The 21,101-nt window shown below is 59.7% G+C and carries 19 protein-coding genes and 1 pseudogene; 12 read left to right on the top strand and 8 right to left on the bottom strand.

Going from position 1 to position 21,101, the window contains the following annotated elements:
• The first annotated feature begins 60 nt into the window (after positions 1-60).
• Together USDA257_RS09780 and USDA257_RS09775 are read left to right on the top strand one after the other, a co-directional pair.
• Positions 61-979: pseudogene (locus tag USDA257_RS09780) on the top strand (alpha/beta fold hydrolase).
• Entirely contained in the window at positions 957-1,961 is a 1,005-nt protein-coding gene (locus tag USDA257_RS09775; protein WP_014762770.1) for an NADP-dependent oxidoreductase, read from the top strand. Before USDA257_RS09780 ends, USDA257_RS09775 begins: the two are co-directional and overlap by 23 nt.
• A gap of 117 nt (positions 1,962-2,078) precedes the next feature.
• Here the strand turns inward: USDA257_RS09775 and USDA257_RS09770 are convergent, their stop codons facing one another.
• Positions 2,079-2,657, bottom strand: a complete 579-nt coding sequence (locus USDA257_RS09770; protein ID WP_014762769.1) for a TetR/AcrR family transcriptional regulator — start codon at positions 2,655-2,657, stop codon at positions 2,079-2,081.
• Between the two features lie 111 nt (positions 2,658-2,768).
• Here USDA257_RS09770 and USDA257_RS09765 point away from each other — a divergent pair, with 111 nt between their 5' ends.
• The 3 genes from USDA257_RS09765 to USDA257_RS09755 all read left to right on the top strand — a co-directional run bounded on the left by USDA257_RS09765 (position 2,769) and on the right by USDA257_RS09755 (position 6,058).
• Positions 2,769-3,557, top strand: coding sequence for an SDR family NAD(P)-dependent oxidoreductase (locus tag USDA257_RS09765; RefSeq protein WP_014762768.1), 789 nt, complete (start codon positions 2,769-2,771; stop codon positions 3,555-3,557).
• A 91-nt stretch (positions 3,558-3,648) separates the two neighbouring features.
• On the top strand, positions 3,649-4,743 hold the full coding sequence (locus USDA257_RS09760; protein WP_014762767.1) for an alkene reductase: 1,095 nt from the start codon (positions 3,649-3,651) through the stop codon (positions 4,741-4,743).
• A 130-nt stretch (positions 4,744-4,873) separates the two neighbouring features.
• Positions 4,874-6,058 carry a thiolase family protein gene (locus tag USDA257_RS09755; RefSeq protein WP_014762766.1) on the top strand — a complete coding sequence of 395 codons (1,185 nt, stop codon included), beginning with the start codon at positions 4,874-4,876 and terminating at the stop codon, positions 6,056-6,058.
• Positions 6,059-6,516: 458 nt separating this feature from the next.
• Here the strand turns inward: USDA257_RS09755 and USDA257_RS09750 are convergent, their stop codons facing one another.
• The gene (locus USDA257_RS09750; RefSeq protein WP_014762765.1) at positions 6,517-7,554 is read right to left on the bottom strand and encodes a LacI family DNA-binding transcriptional regulator; all 1,038 of its coding nucleotides are present in this window, start codon (positions 7,552-7,554) and stop codon (positions 6,517-6,519) included.
• Between the two features lie 199 nt (positions 7,555-7,753).
• On the opposite strand from USDA257_RS09750, the gene USDA257_RS09745 reads away from it, so the two are divergent.
• The 6 genes from USDA257_RS09745 to USDA257_RS09720 all read left to right on the top strand — a co-directional run bounded on the left by USDA257_RS09745 (position 7,754) and on the right by USDA257_RS09720 (position 13,598).
• The gene (locus USDA257_RS09745; RefSeq protein WP_014762764.1) at positions 7,754-8,785 is read left to right on the top strand and encodes a sugar ABC transporter substrate-binding protein; all 1,032 of its coding nucleotides are present in this window, start codon (positions 7,754-7,756) and stop codon (positions 8,783-8,785) included.
• Positions 8,786-8,887: 102 nt separating this feature from the next.
• Positions 8,888-9,844 (top strand): ABC transporter permease, encoded by a 957-nt coding sequence (locus USDA257_RS09740; protein WP_014762763.1) that lies wholly within the window; start codon positions 8,888-8,890, stop codon positions 9,842-9,844.
• Between the two features lie 17 nt (positions 9,845-9,861).
• On the top strand, positions 9,862-10,632 hold the full coding sequence (locus USDA257_RS09735; protein ID WP_014762762.1) for an ATP-binding cassette domain-containing protein: 771 nt from the start codon (positions 9,862-9,864) through the stop codon (positions 10,630-10,632).
• On the top strand, positions 10,632-11,606 hold the full coding sequence (locus USDA257_RS09730; protein ID WP_014762761.1) for an ABC transporter permease: 975 nt from the start codon (positions 10,632-10,634) through the stop codon (positions 11,604-11,606). The genes USDA257_RS09735 and USDA257_RS09730 overlap by 1 nt, the downstream gene beginning before the upstream one ends.
• A gap of 10 nt (positions 11,607-11,616) precedes the next feature.
• On the top strand, positions 11,617-12,627 hold the full coding sequence (locus USDA257_RS09725; protein ID WP_014762760.1) for a Gfo/Idh/MocA family oxidoreductase: 1,011 nt from the start codon (positions 11,617-11,619) through the stop codon (positions 12,625-12,627).
• Positions 12,628-12,638: 11 nt separating this feature from the next.
• The gene (locus USDA257_RS09720) at positions 12,639-13,598 is read left to right on the top strand and encodes a sugar phosphate isomerase/epimerase family protein (RefSeq protein WP_014762759.1); all 960 of its coding nucleotides are present in this window, start codon (positions 12,639-12,641) and stop codon (positions 13,596-13,598) included.
• A gap of 277 nt (positions 13,599-13,875) precedes the next feature.
• Here USDA257_RS09720 and tnpC read toward each other — a convergent pair whose 3' ends face one another.
• The 6 genes from tnpC to USDA257_RS09690 form a co-directional block, all read right to left on the bottom strand.
• The gene (gene tnpC / locus USDA257_RS09715; RefSeq protein ID WP_014761247.1) at positions 13,876-15,468 is read right to left on the bottom strand and encodes an IS66 family transposase; all 1,593 of its coding nucleotides are present in this window, start codon (positions 15,466-15,468) and stop codon (positions 13,876-13,878) included.
• A 53-nt stretch (positions 15,469-15,521) separates the two neighbouring features.
• Positions 15,522-15,875, bottom strand: a complete 354-nt coding sequence (gene tnpB, locus USDA257_RS09710) for an IS66 family insertion sequence element accessory protein TnpB (RefSeq protein ID WP_014761246.1) — start codon at positions 15,873-15,875, stop codon at positions 15,522-15,524.
• Positions 15,856-16,323, bottom strand: a complete 468-nt coding sequence (gene tnpA, locus USDA257_RS09705; RefSeq protein ID WP_014761245.1) for an IS66-like element accessory protein TnpA — start codon at positions 16,321-16,323, stop codon at positions 15,856-15,858. The genes tnpB and tnpA overlap by 20 nt, the downstream gene beginning before the upstream one ends.
• 789 nt (positions 16,324-17,112) lie before the next feature.
• Complete coding sequence (locus tag USDA257_RS09700) at positions 17,113-17,676, bottom strand: dual specificity protein phosphatase family protein (protein ID WP_014762758.1); 564 nt, start codon at positions 17,674-17,676, stop codon at positions 17,113-17,115.
• A 2-nt stretch (positions 17,677-17,678) separates the two neighbouring features.
• The gene (locus USDA257_RS09695; protein ID WP_014762757.1) at positions 17,679-19,046 is read right to left on the bottom strand and encodes a HAMP domain-containing sensor histidine kinase; all 1,368 of its coding nucleotides are present in this window, start codon (positions 19,044-19,046) and stop codon (positions 17,679-17,681) included.
• Positions 19,033-19,710 (bottom strand): response regulator, encoded by a 678-nt coding sequence (locus USDA257_RS09690; protein WP_014762756.1) that lies wholly within the window; start codon positions 19,708-19,710, stop codon positions 19,033-19,035. Before USDA257_RS09690 ends, USDA257_RS09695 begins: the two co-directional genes overlap by 14 nt.
• A 396-nt stretch (positions 19,711-20,106) precedes the next feature.
• Here USDA257_RS09690 and USDA257_RS09685 point away from each other — a divergent pair, with 396 nt between their 5' ends.
• Positions 20,107-20,541 carry a methyltransferase family protein gene (locus USDA257_RS09685; protein WP_048657369.1) on the top strand — a complete coding sequence of 145 codons (435 nt, stop codon included), beginning with the start codon at positions 20,107-20,109 and terminating at the stop codon, positions 20,539-20,541.
• Positions 20,542-21,101: the final 560 nt, after the last annotated feature.

Raw genomic sequence — 21,101 nt, 5'->3', positions numbered from 1 at the left:
GCGACTAAAGTCCACTTCTCTGTCTCAACATCGGGTCCGAGCCGGACGATGGAGCAACCAATGACAAGTCCTCTGCGCAACGTCGGATCGGCTGCGCGCTATATCGACGCGCCCAATTTCTCCATCAAGGTGGGGGGAACGGTTTTTGCCTATCGTGACCTTGGCCCCCTGGGTGGCGTGCCGCTCATTCTCCTCAACCACTGGGGGGCAGTGCTGGACAATTTCGATCCCCGGATTGTTGATGGCCTCGCCACCAAGCATCGCGTGATCGCGACCAACTACCGCGGTATTGGTGCGTCGGGCGGAACGGCGCCTGTGACCATCGACGAAATGGCGCGCGACGCGATTGCCCTGATCCGGGCGCTGGGATTCGAGAAGGTCGATCTGCTCGGCTTTTCCCTCGGGGGCTTTGTGGCGCAGGATATTGCGCTCAAAGCACCGGACCTCGTGCGAAAACTCATCCTTACCGGCACCGGACCGGCGGGCGGCAAAGGCATCGAGAAGGTGGGGGCGGTGTCTTGGCCTCTTATTATCAAAGGTCTGCTGACACTGCGCGATCCGAAAACCTATCTGTTTTTCACTTCCACGGCCAATGGTCGCCGCGCCGCGGAAGCCTTCCTGAGTCGGCTGAAGGAACGCAAAACGGGCAGAGACAAGGGGCCGACTCCCCCGTGCTTTCCTGAGACAGCTCAAGGCGATCACTGCATGGGGACGGCAGGCGCCTCAAGATCTCGGAAGCATTCGGATCCCGGTGCTGATTGCGAATGGTGATCAGGACAAGATGGTTCCGAGCAGCAATACCTACGACCTCGCCAGGCGTATCTCGGGCTCGCAGTTGGTGATCTACGAAGACGCCGGGCATGGCGGGATTTTCCAGAACCACGCCGATTTCGTGCGGAAGGTTCTGTCGTTCCTCGGCACTGACGTCACCACAGACTTCACATTGGAGAGAACCGATGAAGGCATTCGTTGTCGATAAATACAAAAAGAAAGGCGCCTTGCGCCTGGCCGACGTGCCGGAGCCGGAGCTGCGCGACAATGACGTTCTGGTTCGCGTTCATGCGACCGGCGTGAATCTGCTGGACTCCAAGGTCAGAGATGGAGAATTCAAGCTCATTCTGCCCTATCGGCCGCCCTTCGTCCTGGGTCACGACGTGGCCGGAAGCGTTGTCCGAGTCGGCTCGAAGGTCCGGCGATACAAGCCGGGCGACGAGGTCTATGCCCGGCCGCGCGACCACAGGGTCGGGACATTCGCAGAGTTCATTGCGATGAATGAAGCCGACGTGGCGCTGAAGCCTACAAACCTCAGCATGGAAGAGGCCGCCTCCATTCCGCTGGTCGGTCTGACCGCATGGCAGGCGCTGGTCGAGATGGGCAAGGTGAAGCCCGGCCAGAAGGTCTTCATTCAGGCCGGCTCCGGTGGAGTGGGAACTTTTGCGATTCAACTCGCCAAGCATCTGGGTGCGACGGTTGCGACGACGACGAGTGCGAAGAATGTTGATCTGGTCAAAAGCCTCGGCGCGGACCTGGTCATCGACTACAAGACGCAGAATTTCGAGAAGGTTCTCTCGGGCTATGATCTCGTCCTGAACAGCCAGGACACCAAGACGCTCGAAAAATCCCTTCGTGTCTTGAAGCCGGGTGGCCACCTGATTTCGATATCAGGTCCACCAGACGCGGAGTTTGCCAAGGAACTGAGATTGAATCTGTTCCTGAAGCTTGTGATGCGCCTGCTGAGCCGAAGGGTCCGAAAAAGAGCCAAGAGCCTTGGCATCCGTTACTCGTTCCTGTTCATGCGAGCGCAGGGTGAACACTTGAGCGAGATCACCTCCCTGATCGAATCTGGCGTAATCCGTCCAGTGGTCGACAGGATTTTCCCGTTTGAGAAGACCGGGGACGCCTTGGCCTATGTGGAGACCGGGCGTGCGAAGGGCAAGGTTGTTATCACGGTGGGGGAATAGATCTCATAAACCTTACCCGACGAGCGATGCCATATCGCGGCATCGCAGCCTACGGATGCGATGCTGGCGGCGGGGCAGGAATCGACGGAGCATAGGGGAAGGTTCAGAGGAACGCCCCTATGCTGTTTCCGGGATCGCGGCAGTGGATCGGTTCAGCCCGTCATCGATCCATGCTCGGGTCTCCTTCAGAATTTCGTCCGAAAATGCGGGATCTGTGGTCGTTCGAGCGAGAATCATCGCTCCGACCATTGCAGCACAGCTTCCGATGGCCTCGCGGCGCCGATCGGTCTCGTCCAACCCAGCCAGCTTCTCGAATATCCAGTCTATCTGGGCACGCACGCCATCCGTTACTGCCGAACGGGCCTCTGATGCCTGGCGAAGCGTGTCCGCCGCAAGCCCGGCAATGGGGCAGCCACCGGCGGCATTGTCCCGGTGGCGCGGCGACAGATACTCATCCAGGAAGGCGCGAAGATCGAGCGAGGCGCCCTTGCGAGTATCGATTGCGTGGCCGAGAGCATGCACGATCAAGTCATCTTTGGAATCGAAGTGACCGTAAAATCCGCCGTGCGTCAGTCCCGCAGCCTTCATGACCTCTGCGACACTGACGGCCTCGAAGCCCTTCTCGCGGAACAGCCGACTCGCGACCTCCAGGATCCTTTGGCGGTTCTCGGCCATCTGTTCTCGGCTCACTTTCATTTCAAAAATTCTCCATCGGGGCTGTTGACTTTTTCATGATGTCCATCATGTTAAGATAGCAATCATTATTGTCATCATGAATATAACAGTACTTCGAAAGAGAACAAGATCATGGCTGAAAATCCCTCGGTCCTCATCACCGGAGCATCCTCTGGCATCGGCGCTACGTATGCCGACCGTTTCGCCCGACGCGGACACAACCTTGTGCTGGTCGCGCGCGACAAGGAGCGGCTGGAAGTGATTGCCGCACGATTGCGCAACGAGACCGGTGTTGCCGTCGATGTGCTTCAAGCCGACCTCACCAAGCCCGTCGAACTCGCGACGGTGGAAGCGCGACTGCGCGACGACCGCCGTATCGGGATCTTGGTGAACAACGCTGGAGCTAGCGTTGGCGGAAGCTTTGTCGAGCAGGCAACCGACGATGTCGAGCGGATTGTCTCTCTCAACACCACCGCGCTCGTCAGGCTTGCCAGCGCCGTTGCTCCGCGTCTCACCGGCGCTGGCGAAGGGGCGATCATCAATATCGGCTCGGTGGTCGGAGTTGCGCCGGAGTTCGGCATGACAGTCTATGGCGCGACAAAGGCGTTCGTCTTGTTCCTGTCCCAGGGCCTCAGCCTCGAGCTTATCCCCAAGGGCGTCTACGTTCAGGCGGTGCTCCCTGCTGCGACACGCACCGAAATCTGGGAGCGCTCGGGCGTCGACATCAATTCCATTCCCGCAATGATGGAAGTGGGCGAACTGGTGGATGCGGCGCTGGCTGGTTTCGACCGTCGCGAAGCCGTGACCATCCCTCCACTTCACGATGCTGCCCAGTGGGACGCCTATCAGGCAGCGCGACAAGCCATGCTTCCGGGCTTCGGACAAAGTCGCGCTGCCGAGCGTTACCTGGCAGCCCTCTGAAAGACTTCGAAGCCTACCTCCACGGACGCAAGATAATGGCGCGCAAGACATTTCCGGCGCTTCCGCCGCAACGCAGATGAAAAGGTGACACATGACCAGCAAAACACTCTTTGAGCCCTATTCACTTGGCTCGATGACTCTCGCCAATCGCGTCGTCATGGCGCCCCTCACGCGAAATCGCGCTGGTCGGGAGTTCGTCCCAGGCGATCTTGCGGCGGAGTATTACAGCCAGCGCGCCTCAGCCGGCCTGCTGGTCTCCGAGGCCACACAGATTTCGCAGCAAGGCCAGGGCTATCAGGATACGCCCGGCATCTATTCGCAGGCGCAGATTGATGGCTGGCGCAAGGTTACGGATGCTGTTCACGCCAAGGGTGGTCACATCTTTCTGCAGCTCTGGCATGTAGGCCGGGTCTCCCACGTCGACCTGCAGCCGAATGGACAGGCGCCGGTGGCCCCTTCAGCCATTCGAGCCGAGACCAAAACATTCGTGAACAATGCCTTTGTTGACGTATCCGAACCCCGAGCGCTCGCTCTGGACGAGATTGCCGGCATCGTCGTTGACTTCCGGCGAGCGGCCGCGAATGCCATCGCCGCGGGGTTCGACGGCGTCGAGGTTCATGGAGCCAACGGCTACCTGCTCGACCAGTTTGCCAAGGATGGATCCAACGTCCGCACAGATGCCTATGGAGGATCGATCGAAAACCGCGCTCGGTTGATGCTGGAGGTCACGGCTGCGGTGGTGGATGAGATCGGCGCTGAGCGAACAGGGATCCGGATCTCGCCGGTCTCGCCGGCCAATGGTGTTTCGACCAGCGATCCCCAGGCGCAGTTCGACTACATCGTCGAGCAACTCGATCAATTGGGAATCGTCTATCTTCACGTCGTCGAGGGCGCGACAGGCGGACCGCGCGATATCGCACCGTTCGACTTCAGTTCACTCCGTCGTCGCTTCAAGAACACTTACATCGCAAATAACGGCTACAACCTTGAACTTGCGACGTCGCAATTGACGGAGGGCAAGGCAGACCTGTTTGCCTTCGGCCGCCCATTTATTGCCAATCCTGATCTGGTGGAGAGGCTGAAAGCCGCTGCCCCTCTGGCGGAGTTGAACCCGGCTACCATTTATGGCGGCGGCGCCGAAGGATATACCGACTATCCCTCCATCGCCGCCTCGATCCGCGCCTGACCCATCGGGGCGCGCTTATCGCGCGGTCCCAAACGATTGAATGGGAAACAGAGCTGAGAACGCCCTTGCCCAGGGCTTTCGATGGAGGAAGCCCGAGGGTCGTCGCCCGCTTATCGAAAGGGAGATTATCATGAGCACACGCGACATCATCCTAGCCCACCCCGTCCGCACTGCGATCGGCGCTTTCAACGGCACGCTGAAAGGCATTCCGGCAACCGAACTTGGAGCCATTGCAGTGCGAGAGACCCTGCGCCGCGCCGGTATCGAGGCAGACGTGGTCGGCAGTGTGGTTATGGGCAATGTCATCCAGGCGGGAAACCGCATGAACCCGGCGCGGCAGGCTGCAATTGGTGGCGGGCTTCCGGTCGAGGTGCCGGCGATGACCGTCAATCGGGTCTGCGGCTCGGGCGCGCAGGCGATCCTGAGCGCCGCGCAGGAGATCGCAGCGGGCGACTATAATGTGGCCATCGCCGGTGGGATGGAGAACATGGACCGCGCACCCTATCTCATGGACGGCGGGCGTTGGGGCTATCGCATGGGACCAGCCCAGATCCTCGACAGCATGCTGAGCGACGGGCTTAACGACGCTTTCTCGGGCCAGCATTCGGGATGGCACACCGAAGATCTCGTCGAAAAGATGCAGATCACGCGTGCCGATCAGGACGCCTTCGCTGCGCGCTCACAGCAGAGCTTTGCGGCCGCGCGAGATGCCGGTCATTTTGACGTTGAAATCGTCGCGGTCGAGGTAAAGGGCCGCAAGGGAACGGAAAGCTTTGCCACCGACGAAGCGCCGCGCTCCGATACGACGGTCGAGTCGCTTGCCCGTTTACGCCCAGCCTTTCGGCCCGAAGGTACGATCACGGCCGGCAACGCGCCGGGGCTGAACAGCGCGGCAGCGGCGATGATCGTCGCCGAGCGCGGCCTTGCCGAGGCAAGGGGCATCGCGCCGATGGGTCGGCTTGCGGGTTATGGTCTCGCCGGAGTGGAACCGGGCATGTTCGGGCTCGGCCCTGTTCCCGCCGTGCGCAAGGCGCTGGCAAGGGCAGGCTGGAGCCTTTCCGATATCGAGCGTATCGAGATCAACGAGGCCTTCGCCGCCGTGCCCATCGCGGTCGCCCGCGAGCTCGGCCTGCCGGAAGACATCGTCAATGTCGACGGCGGCGCAATTGCGCATGGCCACCCGATCGGCGCGACCGGCGCCATCCTGACCACGCGGCTCCTGCATGCGATGAAGCGTGAGGGATTGCGCCGCGCGATCGTGACACTTTGCATCGGCGGAGGACAAGGCATTGCACTAGCGCTGGAGGCGCTATAGCCGCCTCGCAAAGCTATTTTTTGAGGTTGAAACCAGCCGCGTTGCCGTCTTGCGATCTCGGCCGGCGTGGAGGGTCCTGCGATATCCGCGGTCAGCTCAATCGGCGAAGTCGCTCCGGTCTCAGGGCGTCACGGCTAAGGCCAAACACGGCATGAATCAGTGGATGGCCCGCTTGTGGCGCAAACTATCGTTGCGTTGAGGGGGGCGATTCCGGTAGGGGGCGAAATGACACCCTAAAGCGCCATGGCAACGTTCACACGAGGGGATATGGCCGGTTTCCGCCATACCACGGTGGTAGGGCACCGCGTGGACGGCATGCTGCGAGCCAAAACGGTCAGCGAAGGCAGATGCCATGAATGGCTCGATTGGAGCTCTTCGGAGACGTTCGCTCAAACGATACGCAGGTGAGGCGATTCCACCCCTGTCCAGATTTCCGCCATTACCGGGGGTCTTTTTGCTCACAGACCGCAATTGTATCGGGTGTGCACCAGGATTTGCGAATAGGACGGCTCCACGGTTACGCCCCCGACGTTGTCACGGATCCATTTGGCGGCTGCCGCCAGCTCGCCGCTGGAGTCGTGCGAAATGACATAGTCCATGACGCCGGATTCCAGCAGGTTTCGCGAATGGTTGGTCAGCTCGTGGCCGACGAAGACCGTGTCGCGGGCCCTTCCGGCGTGCTCCAGTGCCTTTGCCACGCCCCGATTGGCGCCGGCGACATTGTAGATCGCGGCCGGGTGACCATGTGCCTCGAAATAGCGGGTTAACTGCTCACAAGTGCTCTCCGGCCTGTCGTCCGAAATCACACGTTCCTCGATCTTCAAATATGAAAAATCGGAGCGCAGCACCCTCCGGAAGCCCATCTCACGCTCCTGCTGGCAGCGGAATGCCACGCTCATGACGATCAGGATATTGCTGCGCTCCTTTGGAAGCGCATTGCCGATCAACAGAGCGGCCACACTGCCGGCGGCATACTGGTCATTGCCTATGTAGGTGCTGCGACGGGAACTCGGCAGATCCGTCGTTAGGCAGACGACGGGAATTTCCATGGTCCGCAGCTTTCGTATCGCGCGGTTGATCGCCGGATGCTCGCGAGCGATAACCACGACGCCATCCGCGGCGCTGCCTTGCTGCTCGATCCGGCGCGCAAACGATGAGGGCTCGACTTCGCTCGTGGTTACGTAATCTCCCTCGATCTCGATGCCGGCAACGGTTCGATTGACCTCGGTTACAGCGGCCGCCATTGCTGCATTGAAGGTTTCGCCAGAGTCACAAAATAGACGAATATGCAAAGCGATGTCGCGGTCCGCGCTTTCGTTCTTCAGCTTTTCGAGCGCCCCCAGGACGCGGGCTCTCGTTCGTTCTCGGACGCCGCTGCGGTTGTTGAGGACCCTGTCGACCGTCGCAGGACCGACGCCTGCGAGCTGGGCGATCTCCTGGACCGTGGGGCCTTTCCATATCCGATTTTGTAGGTGATCGACCACAGCTTTCGCCAATTTCCCCTCCCCAACGTGATGTCAATCACATCATCCGCTATGTTGCTGCTCGATGCAACGCCAGATTCTTGAACGGCTTGCCGCTATGTTGCGTCACATCGTCTTTCTGATGTATTTCGCATCAGAAATCGGCCTACATCTTCCTTGTCTGATGTGATTCTAATCCAGATAATCACATCGTCAACGGAGGAGGAACCCCATGAAATTCCGAAATTCAATCCTGCTTTCTGCCTTGATGGCCGCCACCGCTCTCGGAGGCATAGCCAATGCGCAGGACGGCGAAAAGCAATATCGCTTCGTCATGGTCTCTCACATCGGGTCGAACGATCCGAACATGGGTTGGCTGACGAAGTCGATGGAGGAGTTCGAAAAGAAATATCCGAACGTCAAAACCGAATACATCTCCACCAACAACTATTCGGTCCAGGAACACGTTCGCCTTCTCGAGCAGGCTATCTCGACTCAACCTGATGGCATCGCCGTCCCGATCGTCAGTTCCGACGCCTTTGAAGGGCCGCTGCGCAAGGCCATCGAAGCCGGCATTCCGGTCGTCGCCTTCAATATTCCGGACGGCCGGCCTGAGGGCGAGCGCATTCCCTACCTGACCTATGTTGGCGGCGATGAATATCTGACCGGCAAGAAGCTCGGCGAATACGCGCTCGAAAAGGCCGAAGCCGGCGAAATTCCGAAACCGACCCATGTCGTCTGCGCAAGCCATGACTCCGCCCACCAGGGTCTCAAGGCTCGTTGCGCCGGCATGAAGGACGCAATGGAGAAGGCCGGCACCAAGGTCGATGAACTCTTCATCGGCGCCGAACCGGCGACGGCGCGCAACACCTTGCAGTCCTTCCTGCAGGCCAACCCGGATACCAACTACATCTTCACGGTTGCTGGCTGGTCTTCCCCCTGGGCATGGGGTGTCGCCAATGAGATGAAGCTCGAGCCGGATGTCGACGACAAGGGCATGACCGTCCTGACGGTTGACGAGGGTCCGGTCTCGATCGAGGGCGTGCGCGCCGGGCATGTGCTGGCGACGAACAGCCAGGGCTTCTGGCTGCAGGGTTACGCGCCGATGGAATGGCTCTACTGGAACAAGGAGTTCGGCTACGCGCCGCAGTCGAATATCCTGACCGGTCCCGTGATCATCAACAAGGACAATGCAGACAAGTGGGCCGAACTGGTCCGCGGCGTCTTTGGCGACAAGGCCTACGACGAGCAGAACACCTGGTAAGGGTTCCTCCCGGAGGGGCGGCCGGCTGCGACGAGAAGCGCCGGCTGCCCTTACTTCTTTGTGCGCCTGAGATCGCGCATTGAAACCAGCGAGCAGAGTGTCATGAAACAGCTTGTGCGAAGCCAGGGCTTCGGCGCGATCATCGGCGTCGTCGTCATGCTTGTCGTGTTTTCCCTCATCGACTTTTCCGGCTGGTGGACCGCCCAGACCATCACCAATGTCACGCAGTTCACAGCCATCTTGTCCTTCGTCGCCTTGGGCCAGGCCCTTGTCATCATGACGAAGGAAATCGACCTGTCCGTCGGCTCCGTCTACGGGCTGGCTGGCGTTGCCTTCATCACGCTGGAACCGAGTTTCGGCGTGCCCGGCTCGCTCGTCATAGCGCTGGTCATGGCTGCCTTCGTCGGCCTTCTTCAGGCGTTTGCCGTGGTGAAGGGGCACTTGCCGTCGATGATCGTGACGCTCGGCGGCCTCTTTGCGGTCCGCGGGATCATCTATGTCTGGACGGGTGGCTCGGTCCACAATTTCTCAGCCGATGCACGCACCCATCCGGTGACCCGTCTCTTCGGCGGCGAACTGTTCGGTGTCGAAGCGGCCATATTCTGGCTTGTCGTGGTCGCGGCCGTTCTCGGTATCGTCCTCTGGGCCACACCCTTCGGAAATCGCCTTCTGGCCACCGGGGGAAGCCGTGAAAGCGCGGAATCGCGCGGCGTCCGTACCGACCGAGTGAAGATCTGGGCCTTCGTCCTTTGCTCGCTGCTCGCCGGATTCGCCGGCATCCTGACCCTATGCAACCAGCCGCAAACCCATGTCACGCTCGGCGAAAATATGGAGCTCGAGGCCATATCTGCCGCGGTCATCGGCGGCTGCCTGCTGACTGGCGGACGCGGCTCGATCATTGGAGCCGTACTTGGAGCTCTGATCGTCGTTAGCTTCCGCTACGAACTAATCGCTCTTGGCGCGCCCTCGTCCTGGTACATCACCTTCGTTGGTGTCGTGCTCATCGTGGCGGTCATCTTCAATCAGAAACTGGCCCGTTTCCTCGGACACAGCGTTTGACGCGGGAGGACATCAAAATGGCGAACCCCCTCATTCAGGTGAAGAACCTTGATCTCCACTTCGGAGCTTTCCACGCCCTCAAGAACGTCTCGGTGGACTTCCACGCCGGCGAGATGATTGGCCTGGTCGGCGACAACGGTGCGGGCAAGACGACGCTGATCCGCGTCCTTTGCGGCATTTACGCCCCGACCTCGGGCGAGGTCTTTTTCGATGGCAATAAGGTGGAGAAATTTCACCCGAAGCTCGCGATCGACCAGGGGATCGAGACGATCCAGCAGTCCGTCGGCCTCTGCGACAACCTGTCGATCGCGCGCAATTTCTATCTCGGACGCGAGCCGGTCAAGCGTGTTCTCGGCATCCCCTTCCTCGATATGGGCAAGATGCGAGAGAAGTCTACACGCGTGATCCGGCAATTCGGCTTGCGTGGAAATGTCTCCGCGGACGACGAGGTGGAACGCCTGTCAGGCGGAGAACGTCAGTCCGTGAAGATCGGTCGCGCGGTCGAATTCAAGAACAGGGTCGTCATCATGGACGAGCCGACGAACCATCTGTCGGTACGCGAACGCGAGCACGTCAACGAGCTCGCCGTCCAGCTCAAGGAGCAAGGCCTGCTGGTCATCTACATCACCCACGACATCTTCCAGGTGCACAAGCTCGCCGACCGAATTGTGATCATGGAGAATGGCGAAAAGGTCGCGGACGCAACGACGAATTCCATGACGGCGGAAGAACTCGAAGAGGTTATCCGCCAGGGCGGGCGCGTCGTGGAAAAGCGGGAGGCGGTCTGATGGCTCTCTCCTCCGCCAAGCCTCTCATTCGGCGTCACGCGGAGATCGGGATCTTCCTGATCGGCGCCGTTCTGATCGTCATCTTCGCCTCAACATCGGACGGTCGGTGGGCCAATCTCTACAATATTGGCACCATCCTGCAGGTGACGGCAACGTTGGGTTTGATGAGCCTCGGCGTCGCTCTGGTGATCGGGACGGGCGAGATCGACATCTCAGTCGGTTCGACTTTCGGCATGGGGGCGCTGGCCTACCTCTGGCTTGCGGCTCAGGTTGACCCGTCGATCGCCGCAGTTGCTGCGGTGTTGGTCGGCGCCGCGATCGGACTGTTCAACGGTTTTCTAATCACCCGAACCGGCACGCCATCCCTCATCATCACGCTTGGGACGCTGATGATCTTCCGCGGCATCGCCATCGCTCTGACCGAGGGATTTTCATTCTCTATTCCCTATGCAGCGCGCAAGGGCTGGACCTACTTCGTCCTCGGCGGCGGTGACTTCCTGGGCTTTAACACCGCGCTTTACTGGCTCATGAGCTTGACCGTCATTCTCCTGGTGGCGTTGAAAGCAACGCCTTTCGGCAACCGCCTTCTCGCCGTTGGCGGGTCTGCCGAAAGCGCGCATTCGCGTGGCGTTCGCGTTGATCGCATCAAACTGTCCGCTTTTGTCCTATGCGGCATGTTGGCGGGTTTCGCTGGCACGCTCGAGGCCGGCAAGCTTGGCTTCGCAGACGGCTCGATGGGACGCCTGATGGAACTGCAGGCAATTGCCTCCTGCGTGCTTGGCGGCTGCCTGCTCGCCGGCGGCAGGATCTCGCTGCCAGGTGCGCTGATGGGGGCCTTCGTTCTATCCTCCATCCAATCCTATCTCGTGGTTACGGGCGTCCGTCCACAATGGTTCATCCTCGTCCTTGGTCTCATCGTGGTACTCGCCGCCTACGGCGACCGATCGCTGCGGCAATGGGCGCTTCGCAAGTAGAGGGTTAAAAATGTCTGTCAGAGTAGCGATCATAGGCGCGGGTATCATGGGGGCCGATCACGCCCGCATTGTCGCTGAAGATCTTCCGGGAGCCTCGCTGCAGGTTGTGTGCGACGCCTCGCAGGAGCGCGCGCGCGAGGCGGCCGACGAATACGGGGCAGGTGACGTCTCGGACGATCCGCTTGCCACCATCAGACGCGATGACGTTGATGCCATTCTGATTGCCAGCCCCGACGAAACCCATGCGCCGCTTGCGCTTGCAGCCATCGAAGCCGGAAAGCCGGTGCTTTGCGAGAAGCCACTCTCGCAAAGTTCGAAGGAGTGCCAGAACGTCATCGCGGCGGAAGTGTCCCGCGGCCGGCAGTTCGTCCAACTAGGCTTCATGCGTCGCTTCGATCCGTCCTATCGCGACATGAAGGCGGCCTTGGACGACGGCTCGCTCGGGGCCGCGATCATGATGCACAACTTCCACCGGAACGTGGAAGCGCCTGCGAACTTCACGGGCCAGATGGCTATCACCAACTCTGCCCCCCACGAGTTCGATGTCGCCCGGTTCGTCCTCGGCGCCGATTACAAGGCGATCTCCGTCTTCCAGCCAGCCGGGATAGATGCTTCCAGGACGGGAGCGCCGGTCTTCATGGTCCTGGAGACCGACAAGGGCCAGTTGGTCAACATCGAGATCAACAACAACGCCGCCTACGGTTATGACGTCCGCGGTGAGCTCATCGGCGAAAAGGGGTCAGTCTTTCTCAACGCGCCGATCCATACGCGACAGAACGGCCGGCTCATGTCCTACGAGCGTTATGCGCCGGATTGGAGGCCGCGATTTGCGGAAGCCTATCGGCTTCAGAACAAGGCCTTTCTCAATTTCGTCCGAACCGGGAAATTCCCTCCAATCGCGGCAGACGCTTGGGACGGCTACTGCGCAGCGCGCGTTGCGGAAGCGGGCGTCGATGCCCTCGTGAGTGGCGAGCGCATCGCCCTTGCAAGGGCGGAAAAGCCGTCCCTCTACAAGCATTAAAGGATTAAGAGATGAGACTCGGCTTTGTTTCCGACAGCCTCGGCGGAATGACATTCGATGGGCTTCTCGACAACGCCGCGCGCCTTGGTGTCTCGGGCGTAGAGGTCAACACGGGCGGCTGGTCGACAGCGCCCCACTTCGACCTGAAACTCATGAAGGCTAGCGCCGATGCGCGCCGCGCCTTCACTCGCGCCTTCGAAACCCGCGGGCTCGAGATCATTGCGTTGAATGCCAACGGCAATCCCTTGCATCCAACCCAACCCGAACAGGGCGAGTGCCTCAAGGACACGATCCGCATCGCCGGCGAGATGGGAATCAAGACCGTCTGCACCATGTCCGGACTGCCGGCAGGACGTGAAGACGATCTGATGCCGAATTGGGTCGTCTCTTCCTGGCCGCCGGAAACGCAAGAGATCTTGCGTTACCAGTGGGAGGAAAAGCTCCTACCCTTCTGGACGGAAATCGTCGTTCTCGCGAAAGATTGCGGCGTCGAGCGCATCGCGCTCGAGCTTCACGGCAACCAGTGCGTCTACAACGTTCCCTCGCTTCTGAAGCTCCGGGCGGCCGTCGGCCCGATTGTCGGCGCCAATCTCGATCCATCGCATCTGTTCTGGATGGGCGCGGATCCTCTCGTCGCCGCCGAAGCACTCGGCGAGGCCGTCTATCACGTCCATGCCAAGGACACGATGCTCAACTTGCCTGTCCAGGCGACAACTTCGCTCCTCGAGAATGGCTCGCTGATGGACATTCCGGCGCGAAGCTGGTCCTACATCACCCTCGGCTTCGGCCATGGCGAGGAGTGGTGGCGACAGTTCTGCTACCGGCTGAAACTGGCAGGCTATGACGGCTGGCTGTCGATCGAGCACGAGGACGTGCTGCTCAATAGCCTCGAAGGGTTGGAGAAATCGGTCGCGCTGCTCAAGGGGGTGATGCCCGTCGCGCCGAGTGACTTCAAGCCGCAGGCAATCTGACGGTCGAACGAAGCACTGCCGATGTCGCTCACATCTGGAAAACAGCAGATTATGCGAAACCGGAACGAAGGTGTACCACCAAGCAGCCTTTCGGAGCTGAAGTCGATGATTGCCTCGAGACAACTCGTCTTCCCAGATCGGCTTGAACGGGTTATCCGCCGAGCACTTGTCACGCCGGAACTAATCGCTTTTGGTAGTTCCAACGTAAGCGCGATTTTCCCCGCACATTGACGCCGGCGATTTCGACGGATCGTCTTGCGTTGGGAACGGCATCTGGTCAGGCGGTGGCAGTCTGTGTGAAGTTGAAGGGCAACAAGTCGTCGATATCAGCATCGCCCGCGCGTTGAGGCAATTCGGTAAGGACGTGGCGCAACCACGTCAACGGCTCGACGCCGCAGGCACGGCAGGTCAGCATGAGGCTGTAGATGACGGCGCTGGCCTTGGCTCCGTCGGTGGTATCGCTGAACAGCCAGCTCTTTCTGCCGGTCGCAAAAACTCTGATGTCGCGCTCCAAGATGTTGTTGTCGATCGGCATCCTGCCATCGTCTGTGTAGCGCGTCAGATAATCCCACTGGTTCAGGGTGTAGGATACAGCATCGCCCAGCTTGGTGTCCGGCATGACCTTCGGCGCGATTTCGTCGAGCCATACCTTGAGAGCGGTCAGGACGGGTATGCTGTGTTGCTGTCGGAATCGGCGAACGCTGTCGGCCTTCGTTTCGCCGGCATCAGGCTTCTTGTCTCGTGCTTGCCTTTCAACCCGATAGAGTTGTTCGAAGAACCGGAGAGCCTGCTCGGGCGGACCGCCGCCTTTCTTTCTGGCTTTGAGGGCATCGACGAAGCGCCGCCTCGAATGGGCCATGCATCCGATATGGATCGCGCCATCCAGCGTGCGCCAGGCGGTGTAACCATCGCTCATCAATATGCCGCGGTAATCGCCGAGGAAGGTCTGGGGGTGAATCTGGCCGCGGCCCGGCTGATAATCGAGAAGCACGATCGGCTCGTCACTGTCGTCGCCGCTCCGATAGGCCCACATATACGATGTGCTGGTGGCCTCTTTGTCCTTTTCCTTCAGGACCTGAACGGTCGTCTCGTCGCCATGGATGAGGGGTTGCGACCTGAGCCGCAGTTTCAGCGCGTCATAGATGCGATGCAGATGCTTCTCGCTCGAACCGATCACCCAGTGGCCGAGAGCACCACGGCTGACAGGAACACCGGCGCGTTCGAAGGTCTGCGCCAGACGGTAGAGCGGTGTGCCGTCGACGTACTTGTGAACGAGTGCGAAGGCCAATGTCGAGGCCGTGGCGATGCTGCCCGGCAAGGGCTGCACCGGCATCGGCGCGGTCACGACAGGCGTGTTGATCCCGGTGCGGTCGCAATGGCGGCATGCATATTTGAACCGCACATTCTGTAAGACCTTCGCCTTCACTTCGATATGAAGTTGCTCGGTAACGGCCTCGCCCATGCGGTGCATCTGCCCACGGCAGCAAGGACAAGCCTTCTGATCGTCGGGAAGGTCATACTCGACGCGCTCGCGCGGCAGGTTCTGCGGTAGTGGTCTGCGGCCACGCTTCTGACCCGTCGTGCTTTCGACAGGCGGCAGGCCTGTGTCCGGAATGTCGATGACCTCGCTCTCGTGGCTGTCCGCTCCATCCTCGTCCGCAGCCTCTTCGGCTTCGTTGAAGATGCGATCAACGTGCTTTTCGCTGCGCGGCGCAAAGCGATGGAGCCGTGCAAGCGCCAGCTCTTCCTCCAGCTTGACGACCCGCTGCGAGAGCGTTTCCTTCTCGGCTTTCAGCGCGGCGATTTCGGCAGCATTGGCCGCCAACTGCGCCATCAGCTCTGCAACGCTCGGTTCGCCGGTTCGATTCATCGTAGTTTTGAATCTGAACCGCTACCCTACGTCAACAGCTCAATTCGCCACCCTCAGCCGGCGACCTGATACTGCCGCACCGGGTGGCGGACCATCGCATCGATATCGATGCCGTCGAGGATCCAGTGCAGTTGCTCGGTCGTCACCGTGACCACCGCCACCTCACGGCGAGGCCATCGGAACTTGTCCTCGGTCAGCCGCTTCAGGACCAGCACAAAGCCCGATCGGTCGAAGAACAAGAGCTTCATCCGGTCGCGACGGCGATTGCAGAACGCAAAAACCGCTGGAGCAAACGGATCGAGCGCCATCGTCTCCTGGACCAGAACTGCAAGGCTGTTGATGCCAGCCCGAAAGTCGATCGGTTCGCGATGCAGGTAGACCTGAAGGTCAGCGCCCAGTCTGAACATGACCCAACGCTCCGATTATTGCTGCCAACACGTCCACATCACTACATTCCAGCGTCAGCTTCACACCGTTCGGCAGTGACGCGCTCACCTTGGCTGGAGAGGACAGCCGGTCGATCCTCTCCGATTGCGATCGTCGCTCTTCACCATCCGTGGCAGGCATCTCCAACGCAAACGCGCTGCTCTGCATTGGCAGGCTGCTCGCCGCGGTGATCTGAACCGGAAGAAAAGCCGATGTCGAAGACGGCGGCAGAGCACGGAACTCCTTGGCCTTCTTTATCCATTTCCAAACGAGGTTCGCGTTGACCCCATGTTCGAGCGCAAGTTTCGATACTGATGCGCCAGGTTCAAGGCAGGCCGAAATAAGACGGTCTTTCGATGCTGGATCGAACCGGCGTCGTCCATTCCGACCAACGAGTCGCACGACAAGCTTTTGACCTTCTTCCATCATTTGGTGTCCACCTCCTTTAGGTGGACACCAAATGCCAAAGCTCACACCATCACAGAAGGTGCGGGGAAATTCGCGCTTACGTTCCAACTCGGTGGCGCTTGCCTGTTCGGTGTCTCCAGCGACCGTCGTCCGGCTCGCTGGCTTCCTCGGCTTCGGGAACTTTCGAGACCTCCGAACCTTGTTTCGGGAGCATTTGCGGAGACGTGCCGCACGAGTGCCCGCGTCCGGCTCAGCGACCGGGCTAACCGGATAGCCTCTTCACAGGGACCTCTGGGTGGAATGTGAGTGTGGCCGCTTGGAGATATAAACTGTGCCATTTGGCGCGATGGCCGCTGTTGGGCACATTCCGGTCTCATCGGCCGAGACAGCCGAACTTCCGCAGTCCACCCGCTACCACCGTCGAGAGCAGCGGAGCTAAAGGTCGTCTTTGGTGCCAATTTCAGACCTTGGCATCGGGCGGCCATGTGTCCGGTTTTCGTGTTGCACCTCCTAGCAGCGGACGGTCGGCAGTCGGCCCCAAATCGGTCGTTCCATCCACGCCGAGCTGATGTGCGCTACTGGGAAGTAGAGACGGAGGGATTTCGTAACAACAGGGTCGCTGGTTCTGATCCCTTCAAGGCGTGGAAGTTGAACGGGTGGCGGGCCTGCGTTGCTAGATGCGGAAATCTTCTCAGTAGGAGGCCTTGCTGAGCTGCCGTACCCGTGATGCTCGATGGTCTTCGACGAGCGATGCACACGGCGATTAAATAACATCCACACAGCTAAACAAGGGCGGTCGCTTCAGACCATTCAACTCGCCAATCCAAAGATGATCCGTTCGAAATCCTCCCAGCTTTCATCCATGGCAAAGGCTGCGGAAACGTAGGGAATGCCAATGTGGCCGTAGCGGACAGATAACTGCCGTTCCGCGGTCTCTTCGTCGACGCCCGCGATCTGCTGAAGATAGATCATGGAGGCCAGTCCCGTTCTATCGGCCCCCGCCTGGCAGTGAATGAGGATCGGTTTTGGGGCGTCCTGCAGCAACGCAATCAATTGCCGCACCTCATCTGGTGAAACCTTCTTGGAGGCCGACAGCCGGAAATCGATATGAGCAATGCCGGCTCGATTAGCAGCGTCGACTTCCTGCTGATACCAGCCTTCCTTGCTTTTGCCGCGCAGATTCACAATCGTCTTGATTGCGTATTGCCGTGCATAGCTCGCGATGTCGGCGGCCGACGGCTGCGCCGATCGGTAAAGCTCCCTGGGCAGAACTGCGTGGAAATTGCCCGTGAGTTGGAGAACGCCTAGGTAGCCGCCGAAAAGCAGGGCGGCCGCGCCGGCGGCGCCGGCCAGCACATTCGAAAATTTCTTCATGTTCATCCCAGTTGTTGCGCAGGAAAACGGAGGATTGCATCGAGGCCTGGCTTGCGGTCCTCGAGCACTATGCTGGCGGAATGCAGATCGGCAATTGCCTTCACGAGACTAAGGCCAAGGCCACTACCGGGCGTCGTTCGGCTTTTGTCGAGCCGATAAAGGCGCCGGAACACGAGCTCGCGTTCGTCGGCCGGAATGCCCGGCCCGTCATCCCCAACGGTGGCGCGAAAGCTGCGACCATCCACCGCGAGCTTCATCGTGATCAGCGTTTTCGGGGGGCAGTGGGTGATCGCATTTTCGATGAGATTGACGAAAAGTTGAGTGAGCAACTCACGGTCCCCGACGATCATACAGGGGCGCTTGACTTCGGATATGAACTCCAGCTCCTGATCGTTATCTTCGGCGACGCTGCGATAGATCTCGGAAACTGACTGCATGACATCCATCAGGTCGAGGAGTCGGAATCGCGTCTTTCGGGCGCCGGCCTCGATCTGCGATATGCGCAGCAAGGCTTCGAATGTAGCGTTGATCCGGTCGCTCTCCTCGCGCGCTTCGACGAGACGATCCTGAATATCTTCGCCCCGCTCGCTTTGCTGCATGGCCTGCTCAATCGTCATCCGCAAGCGGTTGAGTGGCGACTTCAGATCATGGGCAATATCAGCGCTGACCTGGCGCATGCCCTCGACTAGCGCCGACAGACGATCGAGCGCCTCGTTCATGTCCTTGGAGACGACGTCGATATCGTCGCCGTTCCCGCTCAGCGGAATACGTGGAGAAAGATTGCCGTTCGACACCTCGCTCATTGCGCGCGCAATACCCTGCAGCCGATGCTGGGCGCGGTTGGCGAGGATGGCCCCGCCGCCGAAGGCGAGGGCGACGATCACGCCGGCGCCCCAAGCGAAGCTCGCTAGTGCGGTTTCCTCGAGTTCGTCGGTTTCCGCGAAACTATGGCCGAAAACGAACCGATACCTGCCGACGTTGCCGGCCATTATTCGAAACTGCTCGTCGCCCTTCAGTCCCAGATCCGAGGCGCTAACGGTCGACAAGCCATCGGCAATAGACACGGATCCAAAATTGCCGGCCACCCGCTCGCCCTTGTCGTCGAGCAACAGATACACCTGATCGTCAGACCGACTAAGCCCGGCGTAGGTATTGATCGCCGCTGAAAGATCGTCCAGATCGCCGGATGAGTAGGTGGAGGCTACCACCGAATAGGTCTCGCGCACGGAGACGTCGAGCGCCTCCGCCAGTTCCCGCTTCAGCATTGCGTAAATGATGGTGCCGGTGACGAGGAATGCCAGGATGAAGAGGAAGCCGAATGTGAGCGCCAGACGGAAGGGCGTGCTCCGCAACAGTCTAGCGGCGCGCATCGAGGCGATATCCGGTATTGCGCACTGTGTGGAGCAGCGGAATGTCGAAGGGCTTGTCGATCTTCGCTCTTAGCCGGCTGATATGTGTTTCGACGACGCTGGTCTTTGGGTCGAAGTGGAAATCCCACACGCGTTCCAGAAGCATCGTCCGCGTCAGCACCCTTCCTTCTGCCCGCATCAGCACTTCGAGCAGTGTGAATTCCCGCGGCTGAAGATCGATTGTCTGCCCCCGGCGTCGAACCTGTCGCTTGACAATGTCCATTTCCAGATCGGCAAAACGAAGAAGCGTTTTCTGATCCTGAACTGGAGGGCGCCGGCAAAGTGCGTTGACGCGGGCGAGCAGCTCCGAGAAGGCGAAGGGCTTGGTGAGGTAATCGTCTCCGCCCGCCTCAAGTCCTTCCACCCGGTCGTCGACGCCGCCGACCGCTGTCAGGAACAACACCGGGGTCTTCACCTTCGCGGCGCGGATCGCCTTGACCAGGGAAAGTCCGTCCAGACCCGGCAGCATACGATCGACGATCATGACGTCGTATGGCTCACGGCTGGCCTGAAAGAGGGCGTCACGACCGTCCTCGATGACATCGCAGACATGACCCGCTTCGGACAGGCCCCTCAAAATGTATTCCGATGTCTTTTGGTCGTCCTCGATGACGAGAATGCGCATTGCCGTCCGACTCCACCGTTATCCTGCCACCGGTAACCCTTCTTCGGTGCATAAATCGCGCAATATTGTGTCCCAGACCTGATCGAAATTTTACAAATTCGTAAGGCGGTTTCGATCACCCGCAATTCAATGCTCAAAAGACGTTCTTACGAAACGGTATGCTGCCGGCAAGAGGACTGTAGGCGCCCCTCTACAACTGTTGCGCCGATGGCGGATAGCGTTTTCGGCGCCTCGAACAACGGCGCGAGAGCCGTTCGATCGGAAGTTCTTATGAAAGCTGTAATTACACGCCCCTCCGGCCGAGGGCCGTCAGTCGCTATTTTACTTTCACCCAACTTATAATTCGCAGTTCGCCAGAAACTCACGTTCTGATTACGTGCGTCGGAGGTTCATAGCATGACAGGACAGGTTCTTCCTTCCGGCACACAGCGGCCAGTGGATCAAAGCAAACGGCTGCGAATTCTTCGCTTTCTCGGTGCGGGTGGCATCATTGGTCTATTGCTGACACGTCCGGCATGGAATGAAGCCTCAGTTATTCACGAAATGATCGAGTTCATCGGAGTTGCGCTCGTGCTTCTCTGCGTTCTTGGTAGGCTCTGGAGCACTCTCTACGTTGGCGGCCGCAAAAACACCGAACTGGTTGTGACCGGTCCTTACTCGATGAGCAGGAATCCGCTTTATCTCTTCTCAACACTGGGGTCTCTTGGAACAGGTCTGATGTTTGGATCAATTGCCACGGCCGGTCTATTCGGTGTGACCACATACGTCGTGTTCTTCAAGACCGCGCGACAGGAGGAGCACTATTTGCGAACCAGATTTGGTCCGGCATAGAGGCATACGCAAGTCGGACGCCGTTATTCTGGCCCAAGCTGTCGTCATACCAAGAACCAGACAAAAACCACTTTCTCGCCGAAAGCAATTTGGCGGACATTGTCTGATGCCTGCTTCTTTTTGATGATCTTCCCGCTGGTCGAGATATCCGAATACCTTCATGCCCACGGACATCTGCCAACAGTCCTCTGGGTGTATTGATCGGTTCAAACCTACTCCCTCTTATCGGCAAGGAGGAGCTTGCGGCTGCCTCGCACATTGGGCCCGCAGCGCATCGACAATGGCCAATGGGCGAGGGATCTTGGCCGTCGTGCGGCTATTTTCCAGACGTAGAGGCGGCGCAGAAGGTTCGCCCGCTTGCTTTCGGGAATGCCCGGTCCATGTCTCGGACGTTTGTCGTTTCGAGTAGCGGCCCGTCACTCTCCAGCTTGCAACCCGTCGAAAATCGGCCGGGTCTGCGTCACCGCGCGGTTCCTGCCTGGTGGCCCGGGGCCGAAAGTGGCTCGAAAGCATCAGCATCAAAAGCGTCGGCGTAGTTCTCGCGCGACCGGCATAACGCC

It is taken from the genome of Sinorhizobium fredii USDA 257, assembly GCF_000265205.3.
GTDB classification, from domain to species: domain Bacteria; phylum Pseudomonadota; class Alphaproteobacteria; order Rhizobiales; family Rhizobiaceae; genus Sinorhizobium; species Sinorhizobium fredii_B.
The sequence above is the reverse complement of the archived record's forward strand: the minus strand, read 5'-3'. Positions and strand labels throughout refer to the sequence as shown.

What these genes read in the sequence shown, in the direction of transcription:
- USDA257_RS09685 (WP_048657369.1), top strand. Translation starts at nt 20,107, where the DNA reads ATGACAGGACAGGTTCTTCCTTCCGGCACACAGCGGCCAGTGGATCAA.
- tnpC (WP_014761247.1), bottom strand. Translation starts at nt 15,468, where the DNA reads ATGAATCGAACCGGCGAACCGAGCGTTGCAGAGCTGATGGCGCAGTTG.
- USDA257_RS09695 (WP_014762757.1), bottom strand. Translation starts at nt 19,046, where the DNA reads ATGCGCGCCGCTAGACTGTTGCGGAGCACGCCCTTCCGTCTGGCGCTC.
- USDA257_RS09740 (WP_014762763.1), top strand. Translation starts at nt 8,888, where the DNA reads ATGAAACAGCTTGTGCGAAGCCAGGGCTTCGGCGCGATCATCGGCGTC.
- USDA257_RS09745 (WP_014762764.1), top strand. Translation starts at nt 7,754, where the DNA reads ATGAAATTCCGAAATTCAATCCTGCTTTCTGCCTTGATGGCCGCCACC.
- USDA257_RS09735 (WP_014762762.1), top strand. Translation starts at nt 9,862, where the DNA reads ATGGCGAACCCCCTCATTCAGGTGAAGAACCTTGATCTCCACTTCGGA.
- USDA257_RS09755 (WP_014762766.1), top strand. Translation starts at nt 4,874, where the DNA reads ATGAGCACACGCGACATCATCCTAGCCCACCCCGTCCGCACTGCGATC.
- USDA257_RS09765 (WP_014762768.1), top strand. Translation starts at nt 2,769, where the DNA reads ATGGCTGAAAATCCCTCGGTCCTCATCACCGGAGCATCCTCTGGCATC.
- USDA257_RS09700 (WP_014762758.1), bottom strand. Translation starts at nt 17,676, where the DNA reads ATGAAGAAATTTTCGAATGTGCTGGCCGGCGCCGCCGGCGCGGCCGCC.
- USDA257_RS09730 (WP_014762761.1), top strand. Translation starts at nt 10,632, where the DNA reads ATGGCTCTCTCCTCCGCCAAGCCTCTCATTCGGCGTCACGCGGAGATC.
- USDA257_RS09760 (WP_014762767.1), top strand. Translation starts at nt 3,649, where the DNA reads ATGACCAGCAAAACACTCTTTGAGCCCTATTCACTTGGCTCGATGACT.
- tnpA (WP_014761245.1), bottom strand. Translation starts at nt 16,323, where the DNA reads ATGATGGAAGAAGGTCAAAAGCTTGTCGTGCGACTCGTTGGTCGGAAT.
- USDA257_RS09725 (WP_014762760.1), top strand. Translation starts at nt 11,617, where the DNA reads ATGTCTGTCAGAGTAGCGATCATAGGCGCGGGTATCATGGGGGCCGAT.
- USDA257_RS09775 (WP_014762770.1), top strand. Translation starts at nt 957, where the DNA reads ATGAAGGCATTCGTTGTCGATAAATACAAAAAGAAAGGCGCCTTGCGC.
- tnpB (WP_014761246.1), bottom strand. Translation starts at nt 15,875, where the DNA reads ATGTTCAGACTGGGCGCTGACCTTCAGGTCTACCTGCATCGCGAACCG.
- USDA257_RS09690 (WP_014762756.1), bottom strand. Translation starts at nt 19,710, where the DNA reads ATGCGCATTCTCGTCATCGAGGACGACCAAAAGACATCGGAATACATT.
- USDA257_RS09720 (WP_014762759.1), top strand. Translation starts at nt 12,639, where the DNA reads ATGAGACTCGGCTTTGTTTCCGACAGCCTCGGCGGAATGACATTCGAT.
- USDA257_RS09770 (WP_014762769.1), bottom strand. Translation starts at nt 2,657, where the DNA reads ATGAAAGTGAGCCGAGAACAGATGGCCGAGAACCGCCAAAGGATCCTG.